The organism is Pseudomonas sp. PP3, from assembly GCF_905336995.1.
In the GTDB taxonomy this organism is placed as follows: domain Bacteria; phylum Pseudomonadota; class Gammaproteobacteria; order Pseudomonadales; family Pseudomonadaceae; genus Aquipseudomonas; species Aquipseudomonas reinekei.
Genome location: NZ_HG995459.1, coordinates 4,889,410 through 4,915,190 on the forward strand (window position 1 = coordinate 4,889,410; position 25,781 = coordinate 4,915,190).

The following is a 25,781-nucleotide window of genomic DNA, read 5'->3' on the forward strand; positions in this document are numbered from 1 at the left end:
CCTGCCAATATCAATATCTCTGCATCACGCGCCCTTCGCGTGCTTCACGCAATATGCATGACACCCGGCTGTCTCTCAAGATTACTCATTTCGCTGTCCATCCCTTAAACGAGCACCAATCGCTGTGAATACAAGCGCCCAATGAACAACCTAGAGCTGCATGACTGCGAGCGCCCTGCGCAGGGGCTCGTCGGATATCTGGATAGGCCCGTGAAATGGCTCATCCATGTCTAACACCAGGTAGACAGAAGCCGCGATAAGCAATGACGAGATGATAAACATCCCGATCACGATCGGGTTCCGGGGCGCGCGGTAACCAAAACTGGCGAAGATGAGGGTCAACCACGCGACCAGCATCCCGATCAATGGGCCCGGAATCGCCCCCTCCGATTGCTCGACGATTCTCCAGCGCTGCTCGATGAGCGAACGGTATTGCTGACGGATATCCTGAAACATCGTTTCATGGAAGCGATCCGGGGGCTTGATACCGGTCAACGACTTTCCTATGTCATCCAGGTATTTCGCCGCCTCGCTGTTACGATGCTGCAAGGCTTCGTCTCCTCGATAGGGGGTCTCGATCGCGCGCTCAAGATAAGCAAGCAGTCGGCTGCGCGTGTCTTGTGTGGCATCCCCGTAGCTACGCAGAGTCCGGTCAAAAATGATCAGGCTGGTTGCGTACCCATGGAAGTTCGCGTCGATGGACTCAAAGGTGTTCTTGGCAGAGTTGATCATCAGGCCAAAGACCAGCGACGTCATGACTACAAAAATATTGGCGACCAGGCGAACGACCGTGTTGGTGTCCTCATCCCTGTGGTGCACTGCGAGCTTGGGGTACCAATGCATCATGAGAAGCGAAGACGCTAGCAGGCACCCGAAAATGGCCAGTGCGATCCAGAGAGAATTCATACATCGGTGCCCCGTTCAAGTGAACTCAAGTCGTTGAGAATAGACCGCCGAGGGCTCTCGGTGTTTTGTTCATCTGGTTCGTGGCTGGCTTGGGGGCCTGTTTGAAAAATGCGCGATGTGGCGGTGGATGAAGGCAGACAGGATGCTTCGGACACCTGCCGTGCTGGTCGCGGTACGACGTCCATTGATGATCGAGTACAGCCAGCGCGATCAACGTCTGCAATAATGGCGGCCACTGCGGCACGATGGCATATCGAGTGCTCGTGTCAGCATCCGGCATCAGAATTTGGAGAACTCGATGCGTGACATTATTGACGGTTTTTTGCGCTTTCAGCGCGAGGTTTATCCGCAACGCGTCGAGCTGTTCAAGCAGCTCGCGACGGCACAAAATCCGAAAGTGTTATTCGTCACCTGTTCGGACAGCCGTGTTGTGCCCGAACTCCTTACGCAGCGCGAGCCGGGCGAACTGTTCGTGATTCGCAACGCCGGCAACATTGTGCCGTCTTATGGTCCCGAACCCGGCGGCGTGTCGGCTACCGTCGAATACGCGGTCGCCGTACTTGGCGTACAGGACATCGTGATCTGCGGCCACTCGGACTGCGGGGCGATGGGCGCGATCTCGCGCTGCACGTGCCTGGATCATCTTCCGGCGGTCGCGAACTGGCTACGTCACTCGGACGCCGCAAAAGCGATCAACGCCGCGCATGAGTTCGACACACCCCGCGAAAAGCTCGATGGCCTCGTGCGCGAAAACGTGATCGCGCAATTGGCGAATCTGCGTACGCATCCATCGGTTGCCCTTGCGCTCGAGCAGGGACGCATGAATCTGCACGGCTGGGTCTACGACATCGAGGCGGGGTGCATTGATGCGCTGGATGGTGCGACTCGACAGTTCGTTCCTCTTGCTGATTCGCCGACCACCGTCGCGATAGCTGCGCGTAATGGCAGACAGATGTAATTCCAACAGACAAATCAGGGGCGGAAGTACTTCCAGAGTACTTTTGCGCCCCTGCAAGGTGAAACGGCATTGCCTCTGCCGGGGCCATTCGAATGGGTGGGCAAGTCCGTGCAATTACCATTAGCTGAACGACAGTCTGAGGTCGGCGATCGCATTCTATTTACCGTCGACTGATCCACTGTCATCGCGAGCAAGCTCGTTCTTACAGCGTGCGGTGTTTTGCTGAGGTTTATGCCAAGTGCACCCACTGCCAACACAATCGACACAAAATTCCTACAAATTACGTCGCTGACGACCTGTCATCCGCGTGAACGGACGTATATAAAAGCACCCCATTAGCGCAAAGCACGTGAAGAACTGTTCATCCACGGCTTCAACGGTTGACACACAAGACGCCGATTAGCATCTTGCTTTATTTGCGCAGGCTGGGGCTGAAACGCAACAGATCCAGACCGGTATCAACCCAGCGCTCGGCCTCGATGTGCAGCTCAAAACTGTCGGGGGCCAATAGCCACTGATACAGGATGCCATCGATATAGGCGTGCAAGCTGATGGCGGCACGGGCAGTGTCGAGGTCTTCTGGCAACTGCCCACGATTGACGGCATTACGCAGGGTCAGGCCAATGCGCGTGTTGCATTCAAGGCTGGCCGCACGACGCTGCTGACGCAGGTCGCACATTTCATCGGTGAATTCGCACTTATGGAACAGAATCTCGTTGATGCGCCGGGTCTTGGGGTCCAGCGCAACTTCATGAAACAAATGAATCAGCAGCCGGCGCATGCAGCCCAGTGGATCGAGCTCGTCTTCGCTCTCGGCGGCCTTGGCCAGTTCATCAAGGGGCTCTTGCAGGCTATCGAGCATGGCCTGCACCAGATCCGCCTTGTTGCTGAAATGCCAGTAGATGGCCCCGCGCGTAACGCCGGCCAGGGTTGCGATGTCCGCCAGGGTCGTGCGCGCCACGCCCCTTTCAAAAAAGGCTTTTTCAGCCGCCTCGAGAATCTGGCTGCGGGTTTCTTGAGCTTCCTCTTTGGTACGACGGACCATGGCAGTACAACCTCAATCAGGATGCTTCAGCGATGTCTGGATATCAGCTGAATAAAAGTGGGGCGATCGCTCTTGGGTATCGTCCCCGGGCCAACAATTGCAGCCATTCGATGGCTTCTGTAACAGCGTGGGTACACAGCCAAGGTATTTACAAACAGCCGTGAACGTAAGTATATTCCTTAGCAAGCTACTTATCCACCCGGCACCCCATTTTTACTTTCCATCTTTTCTTGTGCGTTTATTACGCGCCTGACCCGAGGATTTTCATGCAATTCAAGCCAGCTCTTACCGCTCTGGTCGCCGCCGTCGCCCTGGCATCGCTGCTCAGCGGATGCAAAAAGGAAGAAGCGGCACCGGCCGCACCACCGCCTCAGGTCGGCGTTGTCACCCTGCAACCGCAAACGTTTACGCTGACCTCCGAACTGCCCGGCCGCACCAGTGCATTCCGCATTGCTGAAGTGCGTCCACAGGTCAACGGCATCATTCTCAAGCGTCTGTTCAAGGAAGGCAGCGACGTCAAAGCCGGCCAACAGCTCTATCAGATCGACCCGTCGGTCTATGAAGCGACCCTGAAAAGCGCCGAAGCCAACCTGCGTTCGACCAAGTCGATCTCCGACCGCTACAAGCAACTGGTCGACGAGCAAGCCGTAAGCCGTCAGGAATACGACACCGCGGTCGCCAACCGCCTGCAATCGGAAGCCGCACTGCAATCGGCCCAGATCAACGTGCGCTACACCAAGGTCTATGCCCCGTTGACCGGTCGTATCGGTCGTTCTTCGGTGACCGAAGGCGCACTGGTCAGCAATGCCCAGGTCGAGGCGATGGCGGTGATTCAGCAACTCGACCCGATCTACGTCGACGTGACCCAGTCCTCGGTCGAGCTGCTCGAGCTGCGCCGCGAACTGGAAAGCGGTCGCTTGCAGAAGGCCGGCGACAACTCGGCCAAGGTCAAGCTGACCCTCGAAGACGGCAGCCAGTACAAACTCGATGGCAAGCTGGAGTTCTCCGAAGTCTCGGTTGACCAGACCACCGGTTCCGTCACCCTGCGCGCGGTATTCCCGAACCCTGACCACACGCTGTTGCCGGGCATGTTCGTGCACGCCCAGTTGCAGGCCGGTGTGAACAGCGCGGCGATTCTGGCCCCGCAGCAAGGCGTGACCCGCGACCTCAAAGGCACGCCGACCGCACTGGTCGTCGGCCCGGACAACAAGGTTGAACTGCGTCAGCTCAAGGCCAGCCGCACTGTCGGCAACCAATGGCTGATCGAAGATGGCCTGAAAGCCGGCGATCGCCTGATCACCGAAGGCCTGCAATACGTCAAACCGGGCGTCGAAGTCAAAGCCAGCGAGGCGACCAACGTTGCCGCAAAAAACCCGGCCCCCGCACAGGCAGCTGATAAAGCGTCTGGCGGCAAAGGGGAGTAAACCATGTCGAAATTTTTTATCGACCGTCCGATTTTCGCCTGGGTAATCGCCCTGGTGATCATGCTGGTCGGGGCACTATCGATCCTCAAGTTGCCGATCAACCAATACCCGAGCATCGCGCCGCCTGCGATCGCCATTTCCGTGACCTACCCGGGCGCTTCTGCGCAAACCGTGCAGGACACCGTGGTTCAGGTGATCGAGCAGCAGCTCAACGGTATCGACAACCTGCGTTATGTGTCTTCGGAAAGTAACTCCGACGGCACCATGACCATCACCGCGACCTTCGAGCAAGGCACCAACTCCGATACCGCGCAGGTTCAGGTCCAGAACAAGCTGAACCTGGCCACCCCGCTGCTGCCGCAAGAAGTGCAGCAACAGGGTATCCGCGTGACCAAGGCAGTGAAGAACTTCCTGCTGGTCATCGGCGTGGTGTCGCGCGACGGCAGCATGACCAAGGACGACCTGTCGAACTACATCGTGTCCAACATGCAGGACCCGATCTCGCGGACCGCCGGTGTCGGTGACTTCCAGGTGTTCGGTTCCCAGTACGCCATGCGTATCTGGCTCGACCCGGCCAAGTTGAACAACTTCAACCTGACCCCGATCGACGTCAAGACCGCCATTGCCGCACAGAACGTGCAGGTGTCGTCCGGTCAACTCGGCGGCCTGCCTGCCCTGCCCGGCACGCAGCTGAACGCGACGATCATCGGCAAGACCCGTCTGCAGACCGCCGAGCAATTCGACAAGATCCTGCTCAAGGTCAACAAGGACGGTTCTCAAGTTCGCTTGAAAGATGTCGCCGAAGTTGGCCTGGGTGGCGAGAACTACAGCATCAACGCTCAGTTCAACGGCGCTCCGGCGTCCGGTCTGGCGGTGAAACTGGCCACCGGCGCCAACGCGCTGGATACCGCCAAGGCACTGCGTACCACCATCGACAGCCTCAAGCCGTTCTTCCCGCAAGGGATGGAAGTGGTGTTCCCGTACGACACCACGCCGGTGGTGACCGAGTCGATCAAGGGCGTGGTTCACACCCTGGTTGAAGCGGTAGCGTTGGTGTTCCTGGTGATGTTCCTGTTCCTGCAGAACTTCCGCGCCACCATCATCACCACCATGACCGTTCCGGTGGTGTTGCTGGGTACGTTCGGGATCCTCGCGGCAGCCGGTTTCAGCATCAACACCCTGACCATGTTCGGTATGGTGCTGGCCATCGGTTTGCTGGTGGACGATGCCATCGTCGTGGTGGAAAACGTCGAACGGGTGATGAGCGAAGAAGGCCTGTCGCCCAAGGAAGCTACCAAGAAATCCATGGGCCAGATCCAGGGCGCCCTGGTGGGTATCGCCCTGGTACTGTCGGCGGTACTGCTGCCGATGGCGTTCTTCAGCGGTTCCACCGGTGTAATCTACAAGCAGTTCTCGATCACCATCGTCTCGGCCATGGCCCTGTCGGTACTGGTTGCGCTGATCTTCACCCCGGCGCTCTGCGCCACCATGCTCAAGCCGATTGCGAAAGGCGACCACGGCACCCCGAAACGCGGCTTCTTCGGCTGGTTCAACCGCAACTTCGACCGTGGCGTCAAAAGCTACGAGCGCGGCGTGGGCAGCATGCTCACGCACAAGGCGCCGTATCTGCTGGCGTACCTGATCATCGTTGTTGGCATGATCTGGCTGTTCACCCGCATTCCAACCGCGTTCCTGCCTGAGGAAGACCAGGGCGTACTGTTCGCCCAGGTGCAGACGCCGGCCGGTTCGACCGCCCAGCGTACCCAAGTGGTCGTGGACGAAATGCGTGAATTCCTGCTGCGTCCGAGCAAGGACGGTGGTGAAGGCGATGCGGTGAACTCGGTGTTTACCGTGACCGGCTTCAACTTCGCCGGCCGTGGCCAGAGCTCGGGTATGGCGTTCATCATGCTGCGCCCGTGGGGCGATCGTAACGCCGACAACAGCGTGTTCAAGGTGGCGGCCCGTGCCCAACAGCACTTCTTCACCTTCCGCGATGCCATGGTGTTCGCCTTCGCTCCGCCAGCGGTACTGGAGTTGGGTAACGCCACCGGTTTCGACGTGTTCCTGCAGGACCGCGCCGGTATCGGTCACGAGAAACTGATGGAAGCGCGTAACCAGTTCCTCGGCATGGCCGCGCAGAGCAAGATCCTGGCTCAGGTCCGTCCGAACGGCCTGAACGACGAGCCGCAATACCAGCTGGAAATCGATGACGAGAAGGCCAGTGCCCTGGGCATTACCATCGCGGACATCAACAACACCCTGTCGATCGCCTTGGGTAGTAGCTACGTCAACGACTTCATCGACCGCGGTCGGGTGAAGAAGGTTTACGTACAAGGCCAGCCGGGGGCGCGCATGAGCCCTGAAGACTTGAAGAAGTGGTACGTGCGCAACAGCGCCGGCACCATGGTTCCGTTCTCGGCGTTCGCCAAGGGTGAATGGATTTACGGCTCGCCGAAACTGGCCCGTTACAACGGCGTGGAAGCGATGGAAATCCTCGGCGCCCCGGCCCCGGGTTACTCCACCGGTGAAGCGATGGCCGAAGTCGAAGCCATTGCCAAGAAACTGCCGGCCGGTGTCGGTATTTCCTGGACCGGTTTGTCGTACGAGGAACGTTTGTCCGGCTCGCAAGCGCCAGCGCTGTATGCCCTGTCGCTGCTGATGGTGTTCCTGTGTCTGGCGGCGCTGTATGAAAGCTGGTCGATTCCGATCGCGGTGATGTTGGTGGTGCCGCTGGGGATCATCGGTGCGCTGATGGCCACCAGCCTGCGCGGCTTGTCCAACGACGTGTACTTCCAGGTGGGCTTGTTGACGACCATCGGTCTGGCGGCGAAAAACGCCATCCTCATCGTCGAGTTCGCCAAGGAACTGCACGAACAGGGACGCAGCCTGCGCGAGGCGGCCATCGAAGCCTGCCGCATGCGTCTGCGACCGATCATCATGACCTCGCTCGCCTTCGTCCTCGGTGTGGTACCCCTGGCGATCTCCACGGGCGCAGGCTCGGGTAGCCAGCATGCCATCGGTACCGGGGTGATTGGCGGTATGATCACGGCAACCGTACTGGCGATCTTCTGGGTCCCACTGTTCTTCGTCACTGTGTCGGCCATGGGTCAGCGTAAAAACGTCGACCAGGAAGACGCTACTGAAACTCCTAAAGAGGCTGGCTAATGAGCAAGTCGCTACTCTCCCTGGCAGTCGCCGCCTTCGTGCTCGGTGGCTGTTCGCTGATACCTGATTATCAGCAACCGGATGCTCCGGTGGCGGGCCAATACCCTCAAGGGCCGGCGTATTCGCCGGCCCAGGCGCCGGCTCAGGCCGCTGCCGAGCAGGGCTGGAAGCAGTTTTTCCATGACCCGGCGCTGCAGCAGCTGATTCAGGTTTCCCTGGAAAACAACCGTGACCTGCGCGTCGCGGCCCTGAACATCGACGCGTTTGCGGCTCAATACCGCATCTCCCGCGCCGACCTGTTCCCGGCTGTTTCGGCCAATGGCACCGGTAGCCGTCAACGGGTTCCGGCCGATGCGTCGCAGACCGGCGAATCGAGCATCACCAGTTCCTACTCGGCCACCGTCGGTGTCAGCGCCTACGAACTCGACCTGTTCGGTCGAATTCGCAGCCTGAACGAAGAAGCACTGCAGCAGTACTTCGCCACTGAAGAAGGCCGTCGCAGCACTCAGATCAGCCTGGTGGCCAGCGTGGCCAACGCCTACCTGACCTGGCAGGCTGACAAGGAACTGCTCAAGCTGACCCAGGACACCCTGGCCGCGTTCGAGGAGAGCTACAAGCTCACCGCCCGCAGCAACGAAGTGGGGGTCGCCTCGGCGCTGGACCTGGCGCAGTCGCGGACCTCGGTGGAAAACGCCCGTGCACAACTGGCGAAGTACACCCGCCAGGTCGCCCAGGATGAGAACAGCCTGGTGCTGCTGCTCGGCACCGGCATTCCAGCCAACCTGCAAGCGGCCAAACCGCTGGCGGACGATCTGCTGAGCGACGTACCGCCGGGCCTGCCGTCCGACCTGCTGCAACGTCGTCCGGACATCCTGCAAGCCGAATACAACCTGAAAGCGGCCAACGCCAATATCGGCGCGGCGCGCGCAGCGTTCTTCCCGAGCATCAGCCTGACCGCCAACGCCGGGACCCTGAGCCCGGACTTGTCCGGTCTGTTCAAGGGCGGTTCGGGCACCTGGCTGTTCCAGCCGCAGATCAACCTGCCGATCTTCAACGCCGGCAGCCTGCGTGCCAGCCTGGACTACTCGAAGATCCAGAAAGACATCGGCGTGGCGAACTACGAGAAGTCCATTCAAACGGCCTTCCAGGAAGTCGCCGACGGCCTGGCTGCCCGCCAGACCTACACCCAGCAGTTGCAGGCTCAGCGTGACTTCGTCAGCGCCAACCAGGATTACTACCGCCTGGCCGAGCGTCGCTACCGTATCGGTGTCGACAGCAACCTGACCTTCCTCGATGCCCAGCGTCAGCTGTTCAGCGCACAACAAGTGCTGATTACTGACCGCCTGGCGCAACTGGTCAGCGCAGTGAACCTGTACAAGGCACTGGGGGGTGGCTGGAACGAACAGACGGCGAAGGTCGAGCCGTTGAAGGAAGAAGCGCCGAAGTTGAAGTTGTTCTGATACCGCGGTGAACATACGAAGCCCACCTTTTGGTGGGCTTTTTGTTGGTTGCGGGAAAAGCGGTGTTAGCCGTGCGGGCTTCATCGCTGGCAAGCCAGCTCCCACAGTGTCCGTGTCGTACGTAAATTTCAGGGTCCACTGTGAACCGGTGGGAGCTGGCTTGCCAGCGATGAAGCGCTGAAGAACAGCACAAAAACCCGGATCAATCTTACGTTCGATAATCGCCCAAAACCCGCTTTCACCGATTGAACCATCCAGTACATTCCCCGCACCATCCGCTCCACAAGACTAAAAACAACAGGTTCTACAGCATGCCCCCGCGCCCCGCCCTGTCCGGCTGATCCCGATTCGTTTGCCCTGTTTTCCCGTATTCGTCTGCAACTGAAGAGTTGCGGCATCACCCTCGCTTTATCTACAAAAATTAGAGAGACCCGAGCCCATGACGCCTTCTCCTGCGCAGTATTTTGTTCCCAGCCTGATCGCCCTGGCCCTCGCGGCCGCCGCCCTGCCCGCCCACGCCGAGGAATCTGGTTTCGTTGAAGGGGCCAAGGTCAACCTGAACCTGCGCAACTTCTACATCAACCGCAACTTCACCAACCCGACCAAGACCCAGGGCAAGGCTGAAGAATGGACGCAAAGCTTTATCCTCGACGCCAAGTCCGGGTTCACCCAGGGCACCGTCGGTTTTGGTATGGATGTGCTGGGGTTGTATTCGGTGAAACTCGATGGCGGTAAAGGCACTGGCGGTACGGCACTGCTGCCGTTGAACAGTGACGGCCGCCCGGCCGACAACTTCGGGCGCACCAACGTGGCGTTCAAGGCCAAGCTGTCGCAGACCGAAGTGAAGGTTGGCGAGTGGATGCCGGTGCTGCCGATCCTGCGTTCGGACGATGGGCGTTCACTGCCGCAAACCTTCCGCGGCGGGCAGATCACCTCGAAGGAAATCGCGGGCCTGACGCTGTACGGCGGCCAGTTCCGCCAGAACAGCCCCCGCGATGACAGCAGCATGGACGACATGTCGATGACCGGCAAAGCGGCGTTCACCTCCGACCGTTTCAACTTTCAGGGCGGCGAATACCTGTTCAACGAAAAGCGCACGCAGATCGGCCTGTGGAACGCCGAACTCAAGGACATCTACAGCCAGCAGTTCATCAACCTGACCCACAGCCAGCCGCTGGGTGACTGGACTCTGGGCGCCAACCTCGGTTTCTTCTATGGCAAGGATGACGGCAGCGCCCGCGCCGGTGAGCTCGACAACAAAACCATGTACAGTCTGCTCTCGGCCAAATACGGCGGCAACACCTTCTACGTCGGCCTGCAGAAACTCACCGGCGACAGCCCATGGATGCGGGTCAACGGCACCAGTGGCGGCACCCTGGCCAACGACAGCTACAACTCCAGCTACGACAACGCCCGGGAGAAATCCTGGCAGGTGCGTCACGACTACAATTTCGTCGCCCTCGGCGTGCCGGGCCTGACCCTGATGAACCGCTACATCAGCGGCGACAACGTGCACACCGGCACCATCACCGACGGCAAGGAATGGGGACGTGAAAGTGAACTGGGCTACACCGTGCAAAGCGGTGCGCTGAAGGACCTGAACGTGAAATGGCGTAACTCGACCATGCGCCGGGATTACAGCAACAACGAGTTCGATGAGAACCGCTTGATCATCAGCTACCCGATCAGCCTGTTGTAGGAGCATGACTTGCCCGCGATGGCGATCTCGCTGACGCCATCGCTGGCAAGCCAGCTCCCACAGGGATCTTCAGTGACCACAGAATTGGCGCTCACACCGGACCACTGTGGGAGCGGGCTTGCCCGCGATGGCGATTTCGCTGACGCCATCGCGGGCAAGCCAGCTCCTGCAGGCATCTTCAGTGACCACAAAATTGGCGCTCACACCGGACCACTGTAGGAGCGGGCTTGCCCGCGATGGCGATTTCGCTGACGCCATCGCTGGCAAGCCAGCTCCTACAGGGATCTTCAGTGACCACAAAATTGGCGTTCACACCGGACCACTGTGGGAGCGGGCTTGCCCGCGATGGCGTCAGTTCAGGCAACAACAATCGCGGGATCACTCCCGCGATTCAACTCCCAATTCATCCCACACCGACTCCGCCAGGTGGAATGTCGCATTGGCTGCCGGGATGCCGCAGTAAATCGCGCTTTGCATGATCACTTCCTTGATCTCGCCACGGCTCACGCCGTTGTTGGCGGCGGCGCGCAGGTGCAGTTTGAGTTCGCCTTCGCGGTTCATGCCGATCAGCATGGCGATGGTGATCAGGCTGCGGGTGTGGCGCGGCAGGCCCGGGCGCGTCCAGATGTCACCCCAGGCGTGGCGGGTGATCATTTCCTGAAACTCCGAGTTGAACTCGGTCAGGGTGGTCAGGCTGCGATCGACGTGGGCGTCGCCCAATACCGCGCGACGAACGTTCATTCCCTCGTCGTAACGTTGCTTCTCGTCCACAACAATCCCCTTATTGAGCCAACAAAAACGTCAGGACCCGCTGGCTGAACGCGTCACCGGCCTGCACGTTGGACAGGTGCGCCGCGTAGAACTCGGCGTACTCGGCACCCGCCACATGTTCCTGAATGAAATGCCCGCCGGACGGTGGTGTCACCGCATCCTGCGCGCCGGCAACCACCAGCAGCGGCACCTTGATCGACGACAGCTGGTCGCGGAAGTCGGCATCACGCACCGCCGCACAGTTGGCCGCATAGCCCTCAGGCGAAGTCGCCGCCAGCATGTCGGTAATCTGCTTGGCCGCCGCCGGGTTGGCTTCGGAGAAGTCCGGGGTGAACCAGCGTGCAATCGACGCATCGCGCAGGGCAACCATGGCGGCCTGACCATCACGCAAGACCATCTCAATACGCGGGTCCCACACCGACGGATCGCCGATTTTCGCCGCGGTGTTGCACACGATCAGTTTGTTCAAGCGCTCGCCGGCATTGATTCCCAGCCACTGCCCGATCAAGCCGCCCATGGACAACCCGCAGAAATGCGCGCGCTCGATGTGCAGCGCATCCAGCAGCGCCAGCACATCGCGGCCCAGTTGCTCGATGCTGTACGGCCCCGGCGTTACCAGCGACTTGCCGTGACCCCGGGTGTCGAAACGCAGCACGCGAAAATGCTCAGTGAACGCCGGGATTTGCGCGTCCCACATGTGCAGGTCGGTACCCAATGAGTTGGACAGCACCAGCACCGGCGCATCGACCGGACCGTCAACTTGGTAATTCAGTTCGCCATCGGCGAGTTGTACGAAAGCCACAGCAATCTCCTTCAGGCAGTCAACGCAGAATGTTCAGCCACCGCTCGCTCGACCCAGGTTTTGGCCTGACCGAGGTAATGGGCGGGGTCCAGCAGATGATCGAGTTCGGCGGCCGTCAGTTCGGCAGTCACTTGCGGTTCGTCGCCGAGTACCGCGCGCAGATGACGCTGTTCGGCCACGGCGCGTTTACAGCATTGTTCCAGCAGATGATGCGCGGTATCGCGGCCAACCCGTTGCGCGAGGACGATGCTCACCGCTTCGGCGAGCACCAGGCCTTGAGTCAGGTCGAGGTTGCGGGCCATACGCTCGGCGTCCACTTCCAGACCTTGGGCGACCAATAGCGCCTGCTGCAAGCTGCCGGACACCAGGCAGCAAATTTCCGGCAGGGTTTCCCACTCGGCATGCCACAACCCCAAGCTGCGCTCATGTTCTTGCGGCATGGCGCTGAACAGCGTCGACAGCAGGCCCGGCACACGGGTCGCCGCGCCGATCAACACCGCCGCGCCGACCGGGTTGCGTTTATGCGGCATGGTCGACGAGCCGCCCTTGCCTGGCGCCGAAGGCTCGAACACTTCGCCGGCCTCGGTTTGCATCAGCAGGCTGATGTCGCGGCCGAGCTTGCCGAGGCTACCGGCAATGAGGCCAAGCACCGCGCCAAATTCCACCACCCGGTCGCGCTGGGTGTGCCACGGTTGATCGGGCAATGTCAGTTGCAGCTCTTCAGCCAGCGCCTGGGCAATCGGCATGGCCTGGTCGCCGAGGGCCGCGAGCGTTCCGGAAGCACCACCGAATTGCAGCACCAGCAGACGCGGTTTGAGTTCAACCAGTCGCTGACGGCTGCGCGTCACCGCCCCCAGCCAACCGGCGATTTTCATGCCGAGGGTCACCGGGGTAGCGTGCTGCAGCCAGGTGCGCCCGGCCAATGGTGTCGCCGCATAACGCTGGGCCTGGTCCGCGAGGATTTGCCCCAATTGCGCCAGGTCGTTTTCGATCAGTTCCAGCGCCTGCCGCAGTTGCAGGACCAGGCCGCTGTCCATCACGTCCTGACTGGTCGCGCCCAGATGCACGTAGCGCTCAGCCTCGGCATGGTGCGAAGCGATCTGTTTGCCCAGTGCCTTGACCAACGGAATCGCCGAGTTGCCGGCGACGGCAATCGCCTCGCCGAGGGCCGCGAAATCGTAATGCCCGGCTTGGCACGCCGCACTGATCGGCGCCACCGCAGACTGCGGAATCAACCCGACCCGCGCTTCGGCTCGGGCCAGCGCGGCTTCGAAGTCAAGCATGGCCTGGACCCGGCCCTGATCGCAGAACACTTCACGCATATCGCGGGCAGTGAAATAGGCATCGAACAATTGGTTGCCCGGTCGCTGGTTCATAAACAGTTCCTGAAGGCGCGGGCCTTGGCGGCCCGCGCGTGAAGATCAAAGATCGTGATGCAGATACTTCGCCTGTTTCGGCAAACGCAGGCTGAACAGGAAGGCGATCGCCATCATCGCCGTCACGTACCAGTAGAAGGAGTTTTCCATGCCCACGTTCTTCAGGCTCAGGGCCACAAATTCCGCCGAACCGCCGAAGATCGCATTCGCCACCGCATACGCCAGGCCCACGCCCAATGCGCGCACTTCCGGCGGGAACATTTCGGCTTTCACCAGGCCGCTGATCGAGGTATAGAAACTGACGATCGCCAAGGCCAGGGTAATCAACACAAAGGCCAGGAATGGGCTGCCGACAGTTTTCAGGCTCAGCAGGATGGGCACCGTGAACAAGGTACCAAGGCCACCGAACCAGAGCATCGAATTACGTCGACCGATTTTGTCGGCGAGCATGCCGAACAGCGGCTGCATGCACATGTACAGGAACAGCGCGCCGGTCATGATGTAGCTGGCGGTCTTGGCGTGCATGCCGGCGGTGTTCACCAGGTATTTCTGCATGTAAGTGGTGAAGGTGTAGAAAATCAGCGAGCCACCGGCGGTGTAACCCAGCACGGTGATGAACGCGGCTTTGTGGTCGCGAAACAGTGCGCGGATGCTGCCGGCGTCTTTGTTTTCACGCATTTCCTTGCTGGTGGTTTCCTTCAGCGAACGACGCAGGAACAGCGAAATCAACGCCGCCACCGCACCGACCACGAACGGAATCCGCCAGCCGTAGGCACGCAGGTCTTCCTCTGTGAGGAACTGTTGCAGGATCACCACCAGCGACACGGCCAGCAACTGTCCACCAATCAGGGTCACGTACTGGAACGAAGCGAAGAAACCGCGTTGGCCCTTGAGCGCCACTTCGCTCATGTAAGTCGCGGTGGTGCCGTACTCGCCGCCCACCGACAAACCTTGCAGCAAGCGCGCGAACAGCAACAGGATCGGAGCCCAGACGCCGATGTCTTTATAGGTGGGCAAGCAGGCGATGAGCAGCGAGCCGAAGCACATCATCAGAATCGAGATCAGCATCGAGTTCTTGCGCCCGTGCTTGTCCGCGACACGGCCGAAGATCCAGCCGCCGATCGGTCGCATCAGGAACCCGGCGGCGAACACGCCTGCCGTGTTTACCAGCTGCACCGTGGGGTTGTCTGACGGAAAAAAAGCCGGGGCGAAATAAATCGCGCAGAAGGCGTAGACGTAGAAGTCGAACCATTCGACGAGGTTGCCGGACGAGGCACCGACAATGGCGAAGATCCGCTTGCTGCGTTCTTCGCCGGTGTATAGAGGTTCTGTAGCGGTGGTCGTTGTCATTGTTTTTTACTCAATGGGGACTGTGAGAGTCTAGACACACTTTGCAACAGTCCCGTTCCGCAGATGCATAAGCCTAAAGCCAACACACGTTCCCGTGGCGAGGGAGCTTGCTCCCGCTCGGCTGCGAAGCAGTCGTAAATTCGGCCGACGTGGTCTGCCTGATTTATCGTGATCGCCGGGTTTGGGCTCGCTTCGCGAGCCAGCGGGAGCAAGCTCCCTCGCCACAAGTTCTGTATCCAATCAGTAATCGAAGAACACCGTCTCGGCATCAGTGCCTTGCAGGATGACGTTCCACTGATACACACCGCTCGCATCCTGCTTCGCCATCAGCGTAGTCCGGCGCTCGGCCGGTACACATTCGAGCAACGGATCGTCGACGTTGGCCGGTTCGCCATCGAAGTAGATCCGCGTCAGCAAGTGCTTGACCAAACCACGGGCAAACACCAGAACCACAAGGTGCGGCGCCTGGGTCGTGCCCTTGAGGCCCTCGACCGTGCCCGGCTTGATGGTGGTAAACCGGAAGCGCCCCTCGGCATCCACCGGCACCCGGCCAAAGCCTTCGAAGTTCGGGTCCAGGGGTTTTTCCTGGTCGTCCTCCGGGTGGTCATACTTGCCGGCGGCGTTGGCCTGCCAGACTTCCAGCATGGCGTCGTTGACGACATCGCCGTTGCCATCGACCACTTGCCCGGTGATCGCCACGCGCTCGCCCAGGGTTTGCTCGACAGTCAGGTTTTCGCGGTTCAGCCAGGTCAGGCCGATGTGGTAGTACGGTCCGACGGTGTGGGACGTGGTCGCAGTCAGCGTCATCTTATTTCTCCATCGGCGTGGCGTCGCGGCCGCGCAAAACGATGTCCCAGCGATAACCGAGGGCATAGGAAGGGATGGTTTTTTCCAGATCGAACGTGGCGATCAAACGCTCTTTGGCGCTAGTGTCGGGCACGCAGTTGTAGATCGGGTCATAGGCCAGCAGCGGGTCGCCCGGGAAATACATTTGCGTGACCAGCCGCGTCAGGATGCTCGGGCCGAACAGCGAGAAGTGGATGTGCGCCGGGCGCCAGGCGTTGTGGTGGTTACCCCACGGATACGCACCGGGCTTGATGGTCTGGAACTGGTACCAGCCATCGGCGTCGGTCACGGTGCGGCCGGTACCGGTGAAGTTCGGATCCAGCGGCGCGTCGTGCAGGTCACGGGCATGGGCGTAGCGACCGGCGGCGTTGGCCTGCCAGATCTCCACCAGAATCCCCGGCACCGGCAGACCGTTTTCGTCCAGCACGCGGCCGTGGATAATGATGCGTTCACCCTGAGGTTCGCCTTCGTGCTGGGCAGTCAGGTCGTTGTCCTTCTCGTTGACGCGCTCGGCGCCGACGGTTGGCCCGGTGATTTCCGACAGCGAATGGGGCAAAAACACCAACGGCTTGGAGGGCGAGCGCAGGTTGGTGGATTGATAGCTCGGGTGCAGGTACTCGGGCTGAGTACCCTCCTGCGGGCGACGGTAACCAGGCTTGTCAGTCATTACTTTTTCCTCAGTTCTTATTAGCCGACAGGGTGTGTCAGACCCGTTCGATTGCCAAAGCCAGACCCTGGCCGACACCGACGCACATGGTCGCCAGGCCTTTCTTGCCACCGGTCTTCTCCAGCTGATGCAACGCAGTCAGCACCAGACGCGCACCGCTCATGCCCAACGGATGGCCCAAGGCAATGGCGCCACCGTTCGGGTTGACCTGGGCCGCGTCGTCGGCGACGCCCAGTTCACGCAGCACCGCCAGGCCCTGGCTGGCAAAGGCTTCGTTGAGTTCGATCACGTCGAAATCGCTGACCGCCACACCGAGGCGCTCGATCAGTTTACGCACCGCCGGTACCGGGCCAATGCCCATTACACGCGGTGCCACACCGGCGCTGGCCATGCCCAGCACTTTGGCGCGGGCAGTCAGGCCGTGTTTCTTCACGGCTTCGGCTGAAGCCAGGATCAACGCGGCGGCGCCGTCGTTGACGCCCGACGCATTGCCGGCGGTAACGGTTTTGTCGGGACCGTTGACCGGTTTGAGTTTGCTCAGGGCTTCCAGGGTGGTATCCGCGCGAGGATGTTCATCCTGGCTGACCACGGTTTCACCCTTTTTGTGGGTAATGCGCACTTCGACGATTTCTTCGGCGAAAAAACCGGCGGCTTGCGCGGCGGCGGTACGTTGCTGGCTGCGCAAGGCGAACGCGTCCTGATCGGCGCGGGACACCTTGTAATCGTCCGCCACGTTGTCGGCGGTTTGTGGCATCGCATCCACACCGTACTGGGCCTTCATCAACGGGTTGATGAAGCGCCAGCCGATGGTGGTGTCTTCCAGTTTCATGTTGCGAGAGAAAGCAGCGTCAGCCTTGCCCATCACGAACGGCGCGCGGGACATCGACTCGACGCCACCGGCAATCGCCAATTCCATTTCACCACTGGCAATAGCGCGGAACGCAGTGCCTATGGCATCCATGCCCGAAGCGCAGAGGCGATTGAGGGTCACGCCCGGAATGCTTTCCGGCAAACCGGCCAGCAGCAGCGCCATGCGCGCGACGTTGCGGTTGTCCTCACCGGCCTGGTTGGCGCAGCCGAGGAACACCTCGTCTACCGCCGTCCAGTCCACCGACGGGTTGCGCGCCATCAAGGCCTTGATCGGCACGGCGGCCAGGTCGTCGGCGCGAACCGTCGACAGGCCACCGCCGAAACGGCCGATCGGGGTGCGAATCGCGTCGCAGATATAAACGTCACGCATCACGCTTCTCCAGGTGCTTGGCCGTGGGCGGCTGCCGTGCGGGCTTCGAGATCACGCAATGCAGTCAGCTCGACCTCGGTCGGCTCAGCGGTTTGCTCGACATGGTCGGCAAAACGAATCGCCCAACCGGTAGCGGCGACCACTTGCTCGCGGGTCACGCCCGGGTGCAGTGCGGTGACCACGAACTCGTGGGTACCCTCCTCCGGCTCCATGATGCACAGGTCGGTAATGATGCCGACCGGACCGGCGCCCGGCAGACCGAGACGCTTGCGCGAATCACCGCCCTCGCCATGGCCAACCGACGTGATGAAGTCGAGTTTGTCGACGAAGGAACGCGCCGACTGTTTGAGGATGATCAGCACGCTCTTGGCCGAACCGGCAATTTCCGGCGCGCCACCGGCACCCGGCAGACGCACTTTAGGTGCGTGATAATCACCCACCACGGTGGTGTTGATGTTACCGAAACGGTCGACTTGCGCGGCGCCGAGGAAGCCGACGTCAATCCGCCCGCCCTGCAGCCAGTAGCGGAAGATTTCGCCAGTCGGCACTACGGTGTCGGCGGTTTCAGCCAGCTCACCGTCACCAATCGACAGCGGCAATACACTCGGCTTGGCACCGATCGGGCCCGATTCGTAGATCAGGACGACGTCTGGCGAGGACGTCAGGCGCGCCAGGTTGGCCGCTTTCGATGGCAAGCCGATGCCTACGAAGCATACCGAACCGTTTTTCAGGCGGCGAGCGGCGGCGACGGTCATCATTTCATTGGTGGTGTAAGTCATTACTTCGCCTCCGAAGCGGCGGCCAGTTTGGCCTGGAACTCGCTGAAGTCAGCGCTGCCGTGGATGTACTCGTTGATCCACGCGGTGAAGGTGTCGCGGTCGCGGGCAATCGGGTCCCAGGCCTGGTAGAAACGGTTGTCGCGTTCGGTGTAACCGTGGGCGTAGGACGGATGCGCGCCGCCAGGGACGTGGCAGACCGCGCTCAGGGCCCAGGTCGGCAATACGCAGGCGTTCATCGGTGCATTGAGGTCGTCGACGATTTCTTCAACGGTAACGATGCAGCGCTTGGCGGCCAGTGCGGCTTCTTTCTGCACGCCGAGAATGCCCCAGAGCAAGACGTTGCCCTTGCGGTCGGCTTTCTGTGCGTGGATCACGGTGATGTCCGGGCGCACCGAAGGCACGGCGGCCAGCACTTCACCGGTGAACGGGCAAGTGACGGACTTGATCAGCGGATTGACCTTTGGCAGGTCGGAACCGGCGTAGGCTCGCAGCACTGCGAACGGCAGGCCGGAAGCACCGGCGACGTAGGCATTGGCCAGGTCAGCGTGGCTGTGTTCTTCGATTTCCAGCGCGTGTGGCCACTGCTTCTCGACAGCGTCACGCAGACGGTGCAGTGAACCTACGCCAGGGTTGCCACCCCAGGAGAAAATCAGCTTGCGAGCACAACCGGCGCCGATCAACTGGTCGTAGATCAGGTCAGGGGTCATCCGCACCAGGGTCAGGTCTTTCTTGCCCTGGCGAATGATTTCGTGACCCGCCGCCGTAGGGATCAGGTGAGTAAAGCCTTCGAGCGCGACGGTATCGCCATCGTTTACGAATTGCTTCACCGCGTCGTGCAGCGAAAGAATTTCAGCCATTGGGGCAGGCTCCCGTTTGTTATTAACCGACAGTGGAAAAAGGCGCCGATGCGCAGCGCCGGAATGACTGCAGATTAAGCCTGTAAAAAACGCCAAACAATCCGATAATCGACTGAGTGTTCGTTTATCGAACACATTGTTGTCTGGCTATTGATCGTTCCCACGCCCTGCGCGGGAACGATCAGGACACCGCTATTTCGAGCCAGGATCAGGTCGCATCCGCATGACTGACCAAGCCTTTGATCACCACCGCTGCGGTTGCCAGTGCCGCCGGAATGACCAGCGCCGTCAGGACCTGCTCGAAGTTCCAACCCAGGCCCAGCAACGTTGCGCCCATCCAGGCACCGAGGATCGCACCAAAGCGACCGATCCCGAGCATCCACGAAACCCCGGTGGCACGCCCCTGAGTCGGATAGAACCGCGCGGCCAGCGACGGCATCGCCGATTGCGCGCCGTTGACACACATCCCCGCCACCAGCACCAGGGTCGCCAACAGCGTGATGTTGCCCAGGCTCTGCCCAACCGCGTAGGCAAATACGCCGGCCAGCAGATAGAAAATGCCGATCACCTTGTGTGGATTGAACCGGTCCATCGCCCAACCCACACCCACCGCGCTCAATACGCCGCCAAACTGGAACAATGCGCCAATGAACGCCGATTGTTCCATGCTCGCACCGCTGTCACGCATCAGGGTCGGTAGCCAGCTGGTCAGCAGGTAAACAATCACCAGGCCCATGAAGTAGGTCAGCCACAGCAACAAAGTGCCGACGCTGTAGGTGCCGGAGAAGATCACCGCAAACACGTTGCGCGCCTTCACGGTTTTCTGTTCCGGCACACTGAAGCTCGAGGCTTGGGCGACCACCGTTGGGTCGATCGGCGCCAGCGTCTTGCGGACTTTGTCGGTGCCGCGATTGCGCACTACAAGAAAACGCGCCGATTCCGGTAGCCAGAACAGCAACACGACGGCGAGGATCAACGGCAGAATCCCGCCGATCAGCAGCAAGCTGTGCCAACCGAACGCGGGAATCAACTTGGCCGAAATAAATCCGCCACCGGCCATGCCCAGGTTGAAGCCGCAGAACATGCTGGTCACCAGCAGGGATTTCTTGCGCTCCGGGGTGTATTCTGACAGCAGCGTCGTGGCATTGGGCATACCGGCGCCCAGGCCCAATCCGGTCAGGAAGCGCAACACCAACAGTTGCTCGACGTTGGTGCTGTAAGCCGAAGCCAGGCTGAACGCACCGAACAGCAACACCGCGCCGACCAGCACGACTTTGCGCCCAAAGCGGTCAGCCAACGGGCCGGAACCCAATGCGCCGAAGACCATGCCGATCAACGCGGCACTCATCACCGGCCCGAGACTGGCGCGATCAATGCCCCAATCCTGGGAAAGCGCAGGCGCGATGAAACCCATGGCCGCGGTATCGAGGCCATCGAGAAAGACAATGAGGAAACAGAGAATCACAACCCGCCACTGATAGCGCGAAATGGGTTGAGCATTGATGAAGGACTGCACGTCGAGGCAGTTTCCTACAGCAGACTGAGGCTGGTTCATTATTTTTATCCGTGGATCACAGTCGATCGGTGTAGCCAGCCAACGCTGGCGCAGCCGCGACATTAATGACCCACAGGAAACAGCGTCAATTCACCGGGCGCGACTCCGTGCGATTATCGAACACCTTAGGCAAACAGCTGAGCGCTGAGGTCGCGGCTGGCGCTTAACAAACCGGGGAGGAAGCGCTGCTCCAGCTCATTGCGACTGACCCGGCCCGCGTGAGTGCTGACGTTGAGGGCTGCAACCACTTGTCCGGAAGCGTCATACACCGGCACGGCAATCGAGCGCAGGCCTTGCTCCAGTTCCTGATCGACGATGCACCAGCCCTGCTGCCGGACTTCCTGCAGGCATTCGAGCAATGCGTCGGGGGTGTGAATCGTGCGACTGGTCTTGGCCTGCAAATCGGCGTGGTCGAGGTATTCGCCCAGGGACGTGTCGTCCAGCGCCGCCAGAAGAATCCTGCCCATCGACGTGCAATAGGCCGGCAGGCGCCCACCGACCGAGAGATCGACCGAAATCAGGCGCTGGGTGGTCGCCGAGCGGGCGATGTACAGAATGTCATCGCCTTCCAGGGTGGCCATGTTGCAGGCCTCGTGCAGTTGTTCGCTCATGCGGTCCAGGTACGGCTGGGCCGAAACCGCCAGCGGCGTCGAGGAGACGTAGGCATGGCCGAGGGTCAGCACCTTGGGCAGCAGAGAGTACGTGCGGCCGTCGGTGGTGGCGTAGCCGAGTTTGATCAGGGTATGTAGGCAACGTCGCACGGCGGCGCGGGGAATTTCCGTGCGGTGGCTGATCTGGGCGATGGTCAGGTGCCGTTTGCGCTCCTGAAACGCCTGCACGACCGCCAGCCCACGCGCCAGCGAAGTCATGAAGTCCGGATCACCGGTCAGAGCCTGGATCCGCTTGGCAGGCGAAGCGACGATGGGCGGAGCCACAGAAGCGAAAGAATTACGCAATTGATCGTTCATATAAGGTCCTTGTCCCACACGGATCAGCGACTATTACAAGCGGCTATCGGTCCGGCGCACAACCCCGGCCAGCCAAGATTGGGCGATTATCGAACCATCGACCGATAATCGCAATCGCTGGCACCCTGAAATTCCGACGACGAAAGAGCGGGATAAATATTTTCGCTGCCGCCAGCGTGCACAGTTAACACAGTCGATGTACTTGCCCAAAGTTGTTCGACTTAATGGCGCCAGAAAGACATCACTGCACAGTGACATCATTGCGTGTTCTAGTTGGCAGTGAAAGTTACGAGTAACAAAACAATCACACATCACGACCAACTTTTAACTCTTTGGAGATAGAGTTCTGTGAATCGCTCGCTATAATGCAAATCAGTAGCCAAACGGTTTTCTACTGGCCGACTCCGCTACCCGGTGGCACGATGTTCCATCGCTGCCGCCCCCGGCAAGCGCCCGACGCTGACTGCATTTGCATCGTCAATGCGCTCGCTGAAACTGGAAGCTGATGCTGCGTCAGCTGTTTATCTCTGGTGCCGTGGCCGCCTGCAACATGGACGTATTGATCGCCCAGCCGTAAAACGATGCCTTCACCGGCCTTGTCGTTGCGTCGAGCATGGTCAATACATTGAATGCAGCGCGTATCACCAGAATTTATCTCAACTCAATCAGGTAGCACTGTGACGAAAGAAGAACTGCGCGTGGAACTTGAGCGCCAGGAACAACGTTACAAGGAAGTTTACGGCGGGGAAGTCACCACCTACGCCGCCCAGCCCGAACCGGAACGCAAACCCTGGCGTAAACGCGCCACCGTTCAGGATCAGGTTTTCAAGCAAGAACTTGAAAAAATGGAAAAGGAACTCAAAGCCGAAGAGCCTTGACGGCCTCGGTTCGAGTTCTTTCAAGGGTCTACGATTGCACCCGTTAAAAGCGGGATGTATGGATGTTGCCTTTTGCGCCCGCTACGAGCGGGCAGCGGCTCCCTTCCTCATCTGACAGGGTAAAGGGTGCATATCTGACCCTCATCTCAGAAATTTCACACAAGCGTTCAGAACCCGCCATCAGGCGAGCGAAACCCTTGTGCCATAGGCGTTTTCAAAGAAATTCAACGACTTGCACACCCCTGAAAACCATTGGCGTGCCGGGCTTCGGCGTCAATTAATTCGTTGAAGAATGTTACCGACGAGCAGCTAGTGCATTGATTGACACGCTTTTCTGGCATAATCCCGCCCCCCTTATGACCGGGTCAGAAAACCTTCATGATCGATTTATTCAGCGGACTGGATGCTTGGGTGCTAGTGAGCCTCCTGCTCGCCCTGACTTTTGTCCTCGCCTTCGAGTTCATCAACGGATTTCATGACACCGCTAACGCGGTCGCCACTGTTATCTACACCAAAGCGATGCCGCCTCATCTGGCGGTGTTCTTTTCCGGTGTGTTCAATTTCCTCGGCGTGTTGCTGGGCGGCGTTGGCGTGGCGTATGCCATTGTCCACCTGCTGCCGGTGGAGCTGCTGATCAATGTGAACACCGGTCACGGACTGGCCATGGTGTTCTCGTTGCTCGCCGCCGCCATCGCCTGGAACCTGGGCACCTGGTACTTCGGTATCCCTGCCTCCAGCTCCCATACGCTGATCGGCTCGATCCTCGGTGTAGGCCTGGCCAACGCCCTGATCAACGATATCCCGTTGGCCGATGGCGTGAACTGGCAGAAGGCAATCGATATCGCGATGTCGCTGGTGTTCTCGCCAATGGCAGGTTTTCTGATTGCCGCGCTGATTCTGATCGGCCTGAAATGGTGGCGTCCGCTGTCGAAGATGCACAAGACGCCGGAGCAGCGCCGCAAGATCGACGACAAGAAACACCCGCCGTTCTGGAACCGCCTGGTGCTGGTGATCTCGGCCATGGCCGTGAGCTTCGTGCACGGTTCCAACGATGGCCAGAAAGGTATCGGCCTGATCATGCTGGTACTGATCGGCATCGTGCCGGCGCAGTTCGTACTTGATCTGAACAGCACCACCTACCAGATCGAACGTACCCGCGACGCCACTTTGCACCTGAACCAGTTCTATCAGCGCAACGCCGAGACCCTGGGCGAGTTCCTGGCCCTGGGCAAAAGCGTGGAAGGCGATCTGCCGGAGAAATTCCGTTGCAACCCGCAGCAGACCGAGCCGACCATCGCCGCGCTGCTGAGCACCCTCAAGGGTGTAGCCGACTACCACTCGCTGCCGTCTGATAGCCGCATCGAAGTACGTCGCTACCTGCTCTGCCTGGATGACACGGCGAAAAAGGTCAGCAAGCTGCCTGGCCTGGCACCCCGTGAAAAGGCTGACCTGGACAAGCTGCGCAAGGACTTGACCACCACCACCGAATACGCGCCGTTCTGGGTGATTCTGGCGGTTGCACTGGCCCTGGGCCTGGGCACCATGGTTGGCTGGAAACGCGTGGTACTGACCATCGGTGAGAAGATCGGCAAGCAGGGCATGACCTATTCCCAGGGCATGTCGGCGCAGATCACCACCGCCAGCCTGATCGGCATGGCCAACATCTTCAGCCTGCCGGTGTCCACCACCCACGTGCTGTCCTCGGGTGTTGCCGGCACCATGGTCGCCAACAAAAGCGGCCTGCAAGGCGGCACCGTCAAAACCATCCTGCTGGCCTGGGTTCTGACCCTGCCAGCCACGGTCGCGCTGTCGGCCGGATTGTTCTGGCTGGCCTCGAAGGCACTCGGCAGCTGATCAGCAGCCGAACGAAAAAGGCGCGTTCCGCAAGGACCGCGCCTTTTTTATTGCCGATGTCTTCGCGTCTACTGGGGATCGGTGCATGCCAATAGATTCTTCAGAGCAAAAAAAAGGGCAACCGAAGTTGCCCAAAATGCCTTGCGTGCTCATTGCATCCGGAAAGACCTACGGCTTTTTCCGTTTGTGCGAATCCTTCCAGATAAAAAATCCGAATCCTGCAAAAAAAACGAACATGAGGCTGACGGTCAGCACTCCGGCGATCACCACGTTGTCGAAAAACATGACGCGTCTCCTGCTCTTGCCCTGTTGCGATAGGGCTAAGTTACCCAAATGGGCAGGAGAGAATATTGACCGGGATCAATGTCGCCCAAGACAGGGCTCAAAGGAGGGGAAAAACTGACCTGCATCAAACGATGCAGGGGGATTCAACGTTTTTTCGGTTTGTTCTTCGGCTTTTTCTTCGGTTTGCCCAGCGGCATGGCTTGCTCGAAGGCCTGACGCACTTCATTCAGGCGCTTGTCGTTGAGGTCATGGACACGCTTGGCGCGTTCGGCATTGAGGTCGATCAGTTTGTCGTCTTGGCTCATGGCGTTCAGTGCATCGCTTGAAAATGAATTCAGCTGCCGCTTCGCTCGGCAGGTTTGCGCCAATAATGCGGTCTGGCGACGGCGCTGACCAGCCACTCGCTCAAATCTCGATATCGACCCACAAACCCTGACGGGGCTGATCTTCCATCAAGGGCGCTACCGGCACGGTGTTGTCGGCATTGAGTTCATCCCCGGGAATGGCCAGGTGCGCTTCTGGGTCTTCGTCGGCTTCACGTCGACGCCGTTCCTGTTCTTGCTTGCGGCGCTGTTCTTCGCGCAGTAGCAAGGCGGCTTCGTCGGGGTCGCGATTTTTCAGGTCGATGGTGCTGTCCGTGGAGCTTTCCTGTACGGGCACCACAGGGGCGATGTCCGGGCGCGGGCGGACCGGGTCGTGCTGTGAGGTGATCGGCACGGCACTCAGGGGGAGCATCGGTGGCAGCATGTTTTTGGTCTCCTGTCAGCAGGGTGTCGGCTGCGTGGATGGCGACTTGAGCCATCGGTCGCAAACTGTGACCCAATCGACACTGCAATAACGGTCGCCAGCTACGATTTGTTCAGGCCCTGAGGATCATAGAATCACAGCCTACGGCA

The 25,781-nt window shown here is 60.0% G+C and carries 23 protein-coding genes; 7 read left to right on the forward strand and 16 right to left on the reverse strand.

The window, feature by feature from the left end:
* Window positions 1-150 precede the first annotated feature (150 nt).
* Window positions 151-906 carry a hypothetical protein gene (locus KHO07_RS22255; protein ID WP_212625567.1) on the reverse strand — a complete coding sequence of 252 codons (756 nt, stop codon included), beginning with the start codon at window positions 904-906 and terminating at the stop codon, window positions 151-153.
* 298 nt (window positions 907-1,204) lie between these two features.
* Here KHO07_RS22255 and KHO07_RS22260 point away from each other — a divergent pair, with 298 nt between their 5' ends.
* The gene (locus KHO07_RS22260; protein ID WP_212625568.1) at window positions 1,205-1,864 is read left to right on the forward strand and encodes a carbonic anhydrase; all 660 of its coding nucleotides are present in this window, start codon (window positions 1,205-1,207) and stop codon (window positions 1,862-1,864) included.
* Between the two features lie 412 nt (window positions 1,865-2,276).
* On the opposite strand, the gene emhR is transcribed toward KHO07_RS22260, so the two are convergent.
* Window positions 2,277-2,909 carry an efflux system transcriptional repressor EmhR gene (gene emhR / locus KHO07_RS22265; RefSeq protein ID WP_150732187.1) on the reverse strand — a complete coding sequence of 211 codons (633 nt, stop codon included), beginning with the start codon at window positions 2,907-2,909 and terminating at the stop codon, window positions 2,277-2,279.
* Between the two features lie 266 nt (window positions 2,910-3,175).
* Between emhR and emhA the strand changes: the two genes are divergently transcribed.
* The 4 genes from emhA (at window position 3,176) to KHO07_RS22285 (ending at window position 10,657) form a co-directional block, all read left to right on the forward strand.
* Window positions 3,176-4,333 carry an efflux RND transporter periplasmic adaptor subunit EmhA gene (gene emhA / locus KHO07_RS22270; protein WP_150732186.1) on the forward strand — a complete coding sequence of 386 codons (1,158 nt, stop codon included), beginning with the start codon at window positions 3,176-3,178 and terminating at the stop codon, window positions 4,331-4,333.
* Window positions 4,334-4,336: 3 nt separating this feature from the next.
* The gene (emhB, locus tag KHO07_RS22275) at window positions 4,337-7,498 is read left to right on the forward strand and encodes an efflux RND transporter permease subunit EmhB (RefSeq protein ID WP_212625569.1); all 3,162 of its coding nucleotides are present in this window, start codon (window positions 4,337-4,339) and stop codon (window positions 7,496-7,498) included.
* On the forward strand, window positions 7,498-8,958 hold the full coding sequence (gene emhC, locus KHO07_RS22280; RefSeq protein WP_212625570.1) for an efflux RND transporter outer membrane subunit EmhC: 1,461 nt from the start codon (window positions 7,498-7,500) through the stop codon (window positions 8,956-8,958). Before emhB ends, emhC begins: the two co-directional genes overlap by 1 nt.
* Window positions 8,959-9,397: 439 nt before the next feature.
* On the forward strand, window positions 9,398-10,657 hold the full coding sequence (locus tag KHO07_RS22285) for an OprD family porin (RefSeq protein ID WP_212625571.1): 1,260 nt from the start codon (window positions 9,398-9,400) through the stop codon (window positions 10,655-10,657).
* Between the two features lie 378 nt (window positions 10,658-11,035).
* Here the strand turns inward: KHO07_RS22285 and pcaC are convergent, their stop codons facing one another.
* The 11 genes from pcaC to pcaR all read right to left on the reverse strand — a co-directional run bounded on the left by pcaC (window position 11,036) and on the right by pcaR (window position 21,868).
* Window positions 11,036-11,428, reverse strand: coding sequence for a 4-carboxymuconolactone decarboxylase (gene pcaC / locus KHO07_RS22290; RefSeq protein ID WP_034146727.1), 393 nt, complete (start codon window positions 11,426-11,428; stop codon window positions 11,036-11,038).
* 10 nt (window positions 11,429-11,438) lie between these two features.
* Window positions 11,439-12,230, reverse strand: coding sequence for a 3-oxoadipate enol-lactonase (gene pcaD, locus KHO07_RS22295; RefSeq protein WP_150732181.1), 792 nt, complete (start codon window positions 12,228-12,230; stop codon window positions 11,439-11,441).
* An 11-nt stretch (window positions 12,231-12,241) separates the two neighbouring features.
* Window positions 12,242-13,606: a 3-carboxy-cis,cis-muconate cycloisomerase gene (locus tag KHO07_RS22300; protein ID WP_212625572.1), complete on the reverse strand. Its 1,365-nt coding sequence runs from the start codon at window positions 13,604-13,606 to the stop codon at window positions 12,242-12,244.
* Window positions 13,607-13,651: 45 nt separating this feature from the next.
* Window positions 13,652-14,956: an MFS family transporter gene (locus KHO07_RS22305; RefSeq protein WP_150732179.1), complete on the reverse strand. Its 1,305-nt coding sequence runs from the start codon at window positions 14,954-14,956 to the stop codon at window positions 13,652-13,654.
* Between the two features lie 240 nt (window positions 14,957-15,196).
* Window positions 15,197-15,763: a protocatechuate 3,4-dioxygenase subunit alpha gene (gene pcaG, locus KHO07_RS22310; protein ID WP_150732178.1), complete on the reverse strand. Its 567-nt coding sequence runs from the start codon at window positions 15,761-15,763 to the stop codon at window positions 15,197-15,199.
* Between the two features lies 1 nt (window position 15,764).
* A complete protein-coding gene (pcaH, locus tag KHO07_RS22315; RefSeq protein WP_150732177.1) occupies window positions 15,765-16,469 on the reverse strand; it encodes a protocatechuate 3,4-dioxygenase subunit beta in 705 nt (234 codons plus the stop codon).
* A gap of 37 nt (window positions 16,470-16,506) precedes the next feature.
* Entirely contained in the window at window positions 16,507-17,712 is a 1,206-nt protein-coding gene (gene pcaF, locus KHO07_RS22320) for a 3-oxoadipyl-CoA thiolase (protein ID WP_212625573.1), read from the reverse strand.
* A complete protein-coding gene (locus KHO07_RS22325; protein WP_103394508.1) occupies window positions 17,709-18,488 on the reverse strand; it encodes a CoA-transferase subunit beta in 780 nt (259 codons plus the stop codon). The genes pcaF and KHO07_RS22325 overlap by 4 nt, the downstream gene beginning before the upstream one ends.
* A complete protein-coding gene (locus KHO07_RS22330) occupies window positions 18,488-19,345 on the reverse strand; it encodes a CoA transferase subunit A (RefSeq protein ID WP_150732175.1) in 858 nt (285 codons plus the stop codon). Before KHO07_RS22330 ends, KHO07_RS22325 begins: the two co-directional genes overlap by 1 nt.
* A gap of 208 nt (window positions 19,346-19,553) precedes the next feature.
* On the reverse strand, window positions 19,554-20,900 hold the full coding sequence (locus KHO07_RS22335; RefSeq protein WP_212625574.1) for an MFS transporter: 1,347 nt from the start codon (window positions 20,898-20,900) through the stop codon (window positions 19,554-19,556).
* A gap of 125 nt (window positions 20,901-21,025) precedes the next feature.
* Entirely contained in the window at window positions 21,026-21,868 is an 843-nt protein-coding gene (pcaR, locus tag KHO07_RS22340) for a pca regulon transcriptional regulator PcaR (protein WP_150732173.1), read from the reverse strand.
* 677 nt (window positions 21,869-22,545) lie between these two features.
* Between pcaR and KHO07_RS22345 the strand changes: the two genes are divergently transcribed.
* Together KHO07_RS22345 and KHO07_RS22350 are read left to right on the forward strand one after the other, a co-directional pair.
* Window positions 22,546-22,746 carry a hypothetical protein gene (locus tag KHO07_RS22345; protein WP_075949566.1) on the forward strand — a complete coding sequence of 67 codons (201 nt, stop codon included), beginning with the start codon at window positions 22,546-22,548 and terminating at the stop codon, window positions 22,744-22,746.
* 378 nt (window positions 22,747-23,124) lie between these two features.
* Entirely contained in the window at window positions 23,125-24,600 is a 1,476-nt protein-coding gene (locus KHO07_RS22350; RefSeq protein ID WP_150732172.1) for an inorganic phosphate transporter, read from the forward strand.
* Between the two features lie 168 nt (window positions 24,601-24,768).
* Here KHO07_RS22350 and ccoM read toward each other — a convergent pair whose 3' ends face one another.
* The 3 genes from ccoM to KHO07_RS22360 form a co-directional block, all read right to left on the reverse strand.
* Window positions 24,769-24,885 carry a cytochrome c oxidase subunit CcoM gene (gene ccoM, locus KHO07_RS29405; RefSeq protein WP_056856105.1) on the reverse strand — a complete coding sequence of 39 codons (117 nt, stop codon included), beginning with the start codon at window positions 24,883-24,885 and terminating at the stop codon, window positions 24,769-24,771.
* A 143-nt stretch (window positions 24,886-25,028) separates the two neighbouring features.
* Window positions 25,029-25,190, reverse strand: a complete 162-nt coding sequence (locus KHO07_RS22355) for a hypothetical protein (RefSeq protein ID WP_092267318.1) — start codon at window positions 25,188-25,190, stop codon at window positions 25,029-25,031.
* A 100-nt stretch (window positions 25,191-25,290) separates the two neighbouring features.
* Window positions 25,291-25,632 (reverse strand): aspartate-semialdehyde dehydrogenase, encoded by a 342-nt coding sequence (locus tag KHO07_RS22360; protein ID WP_212625575.1) that lies wholly within the window; start codon window positions 25,630-25,632, stop codon window positions 25,291-25,293.
* Window positions 25,633-25,781 lie beyond the last annotated feature (149 nt).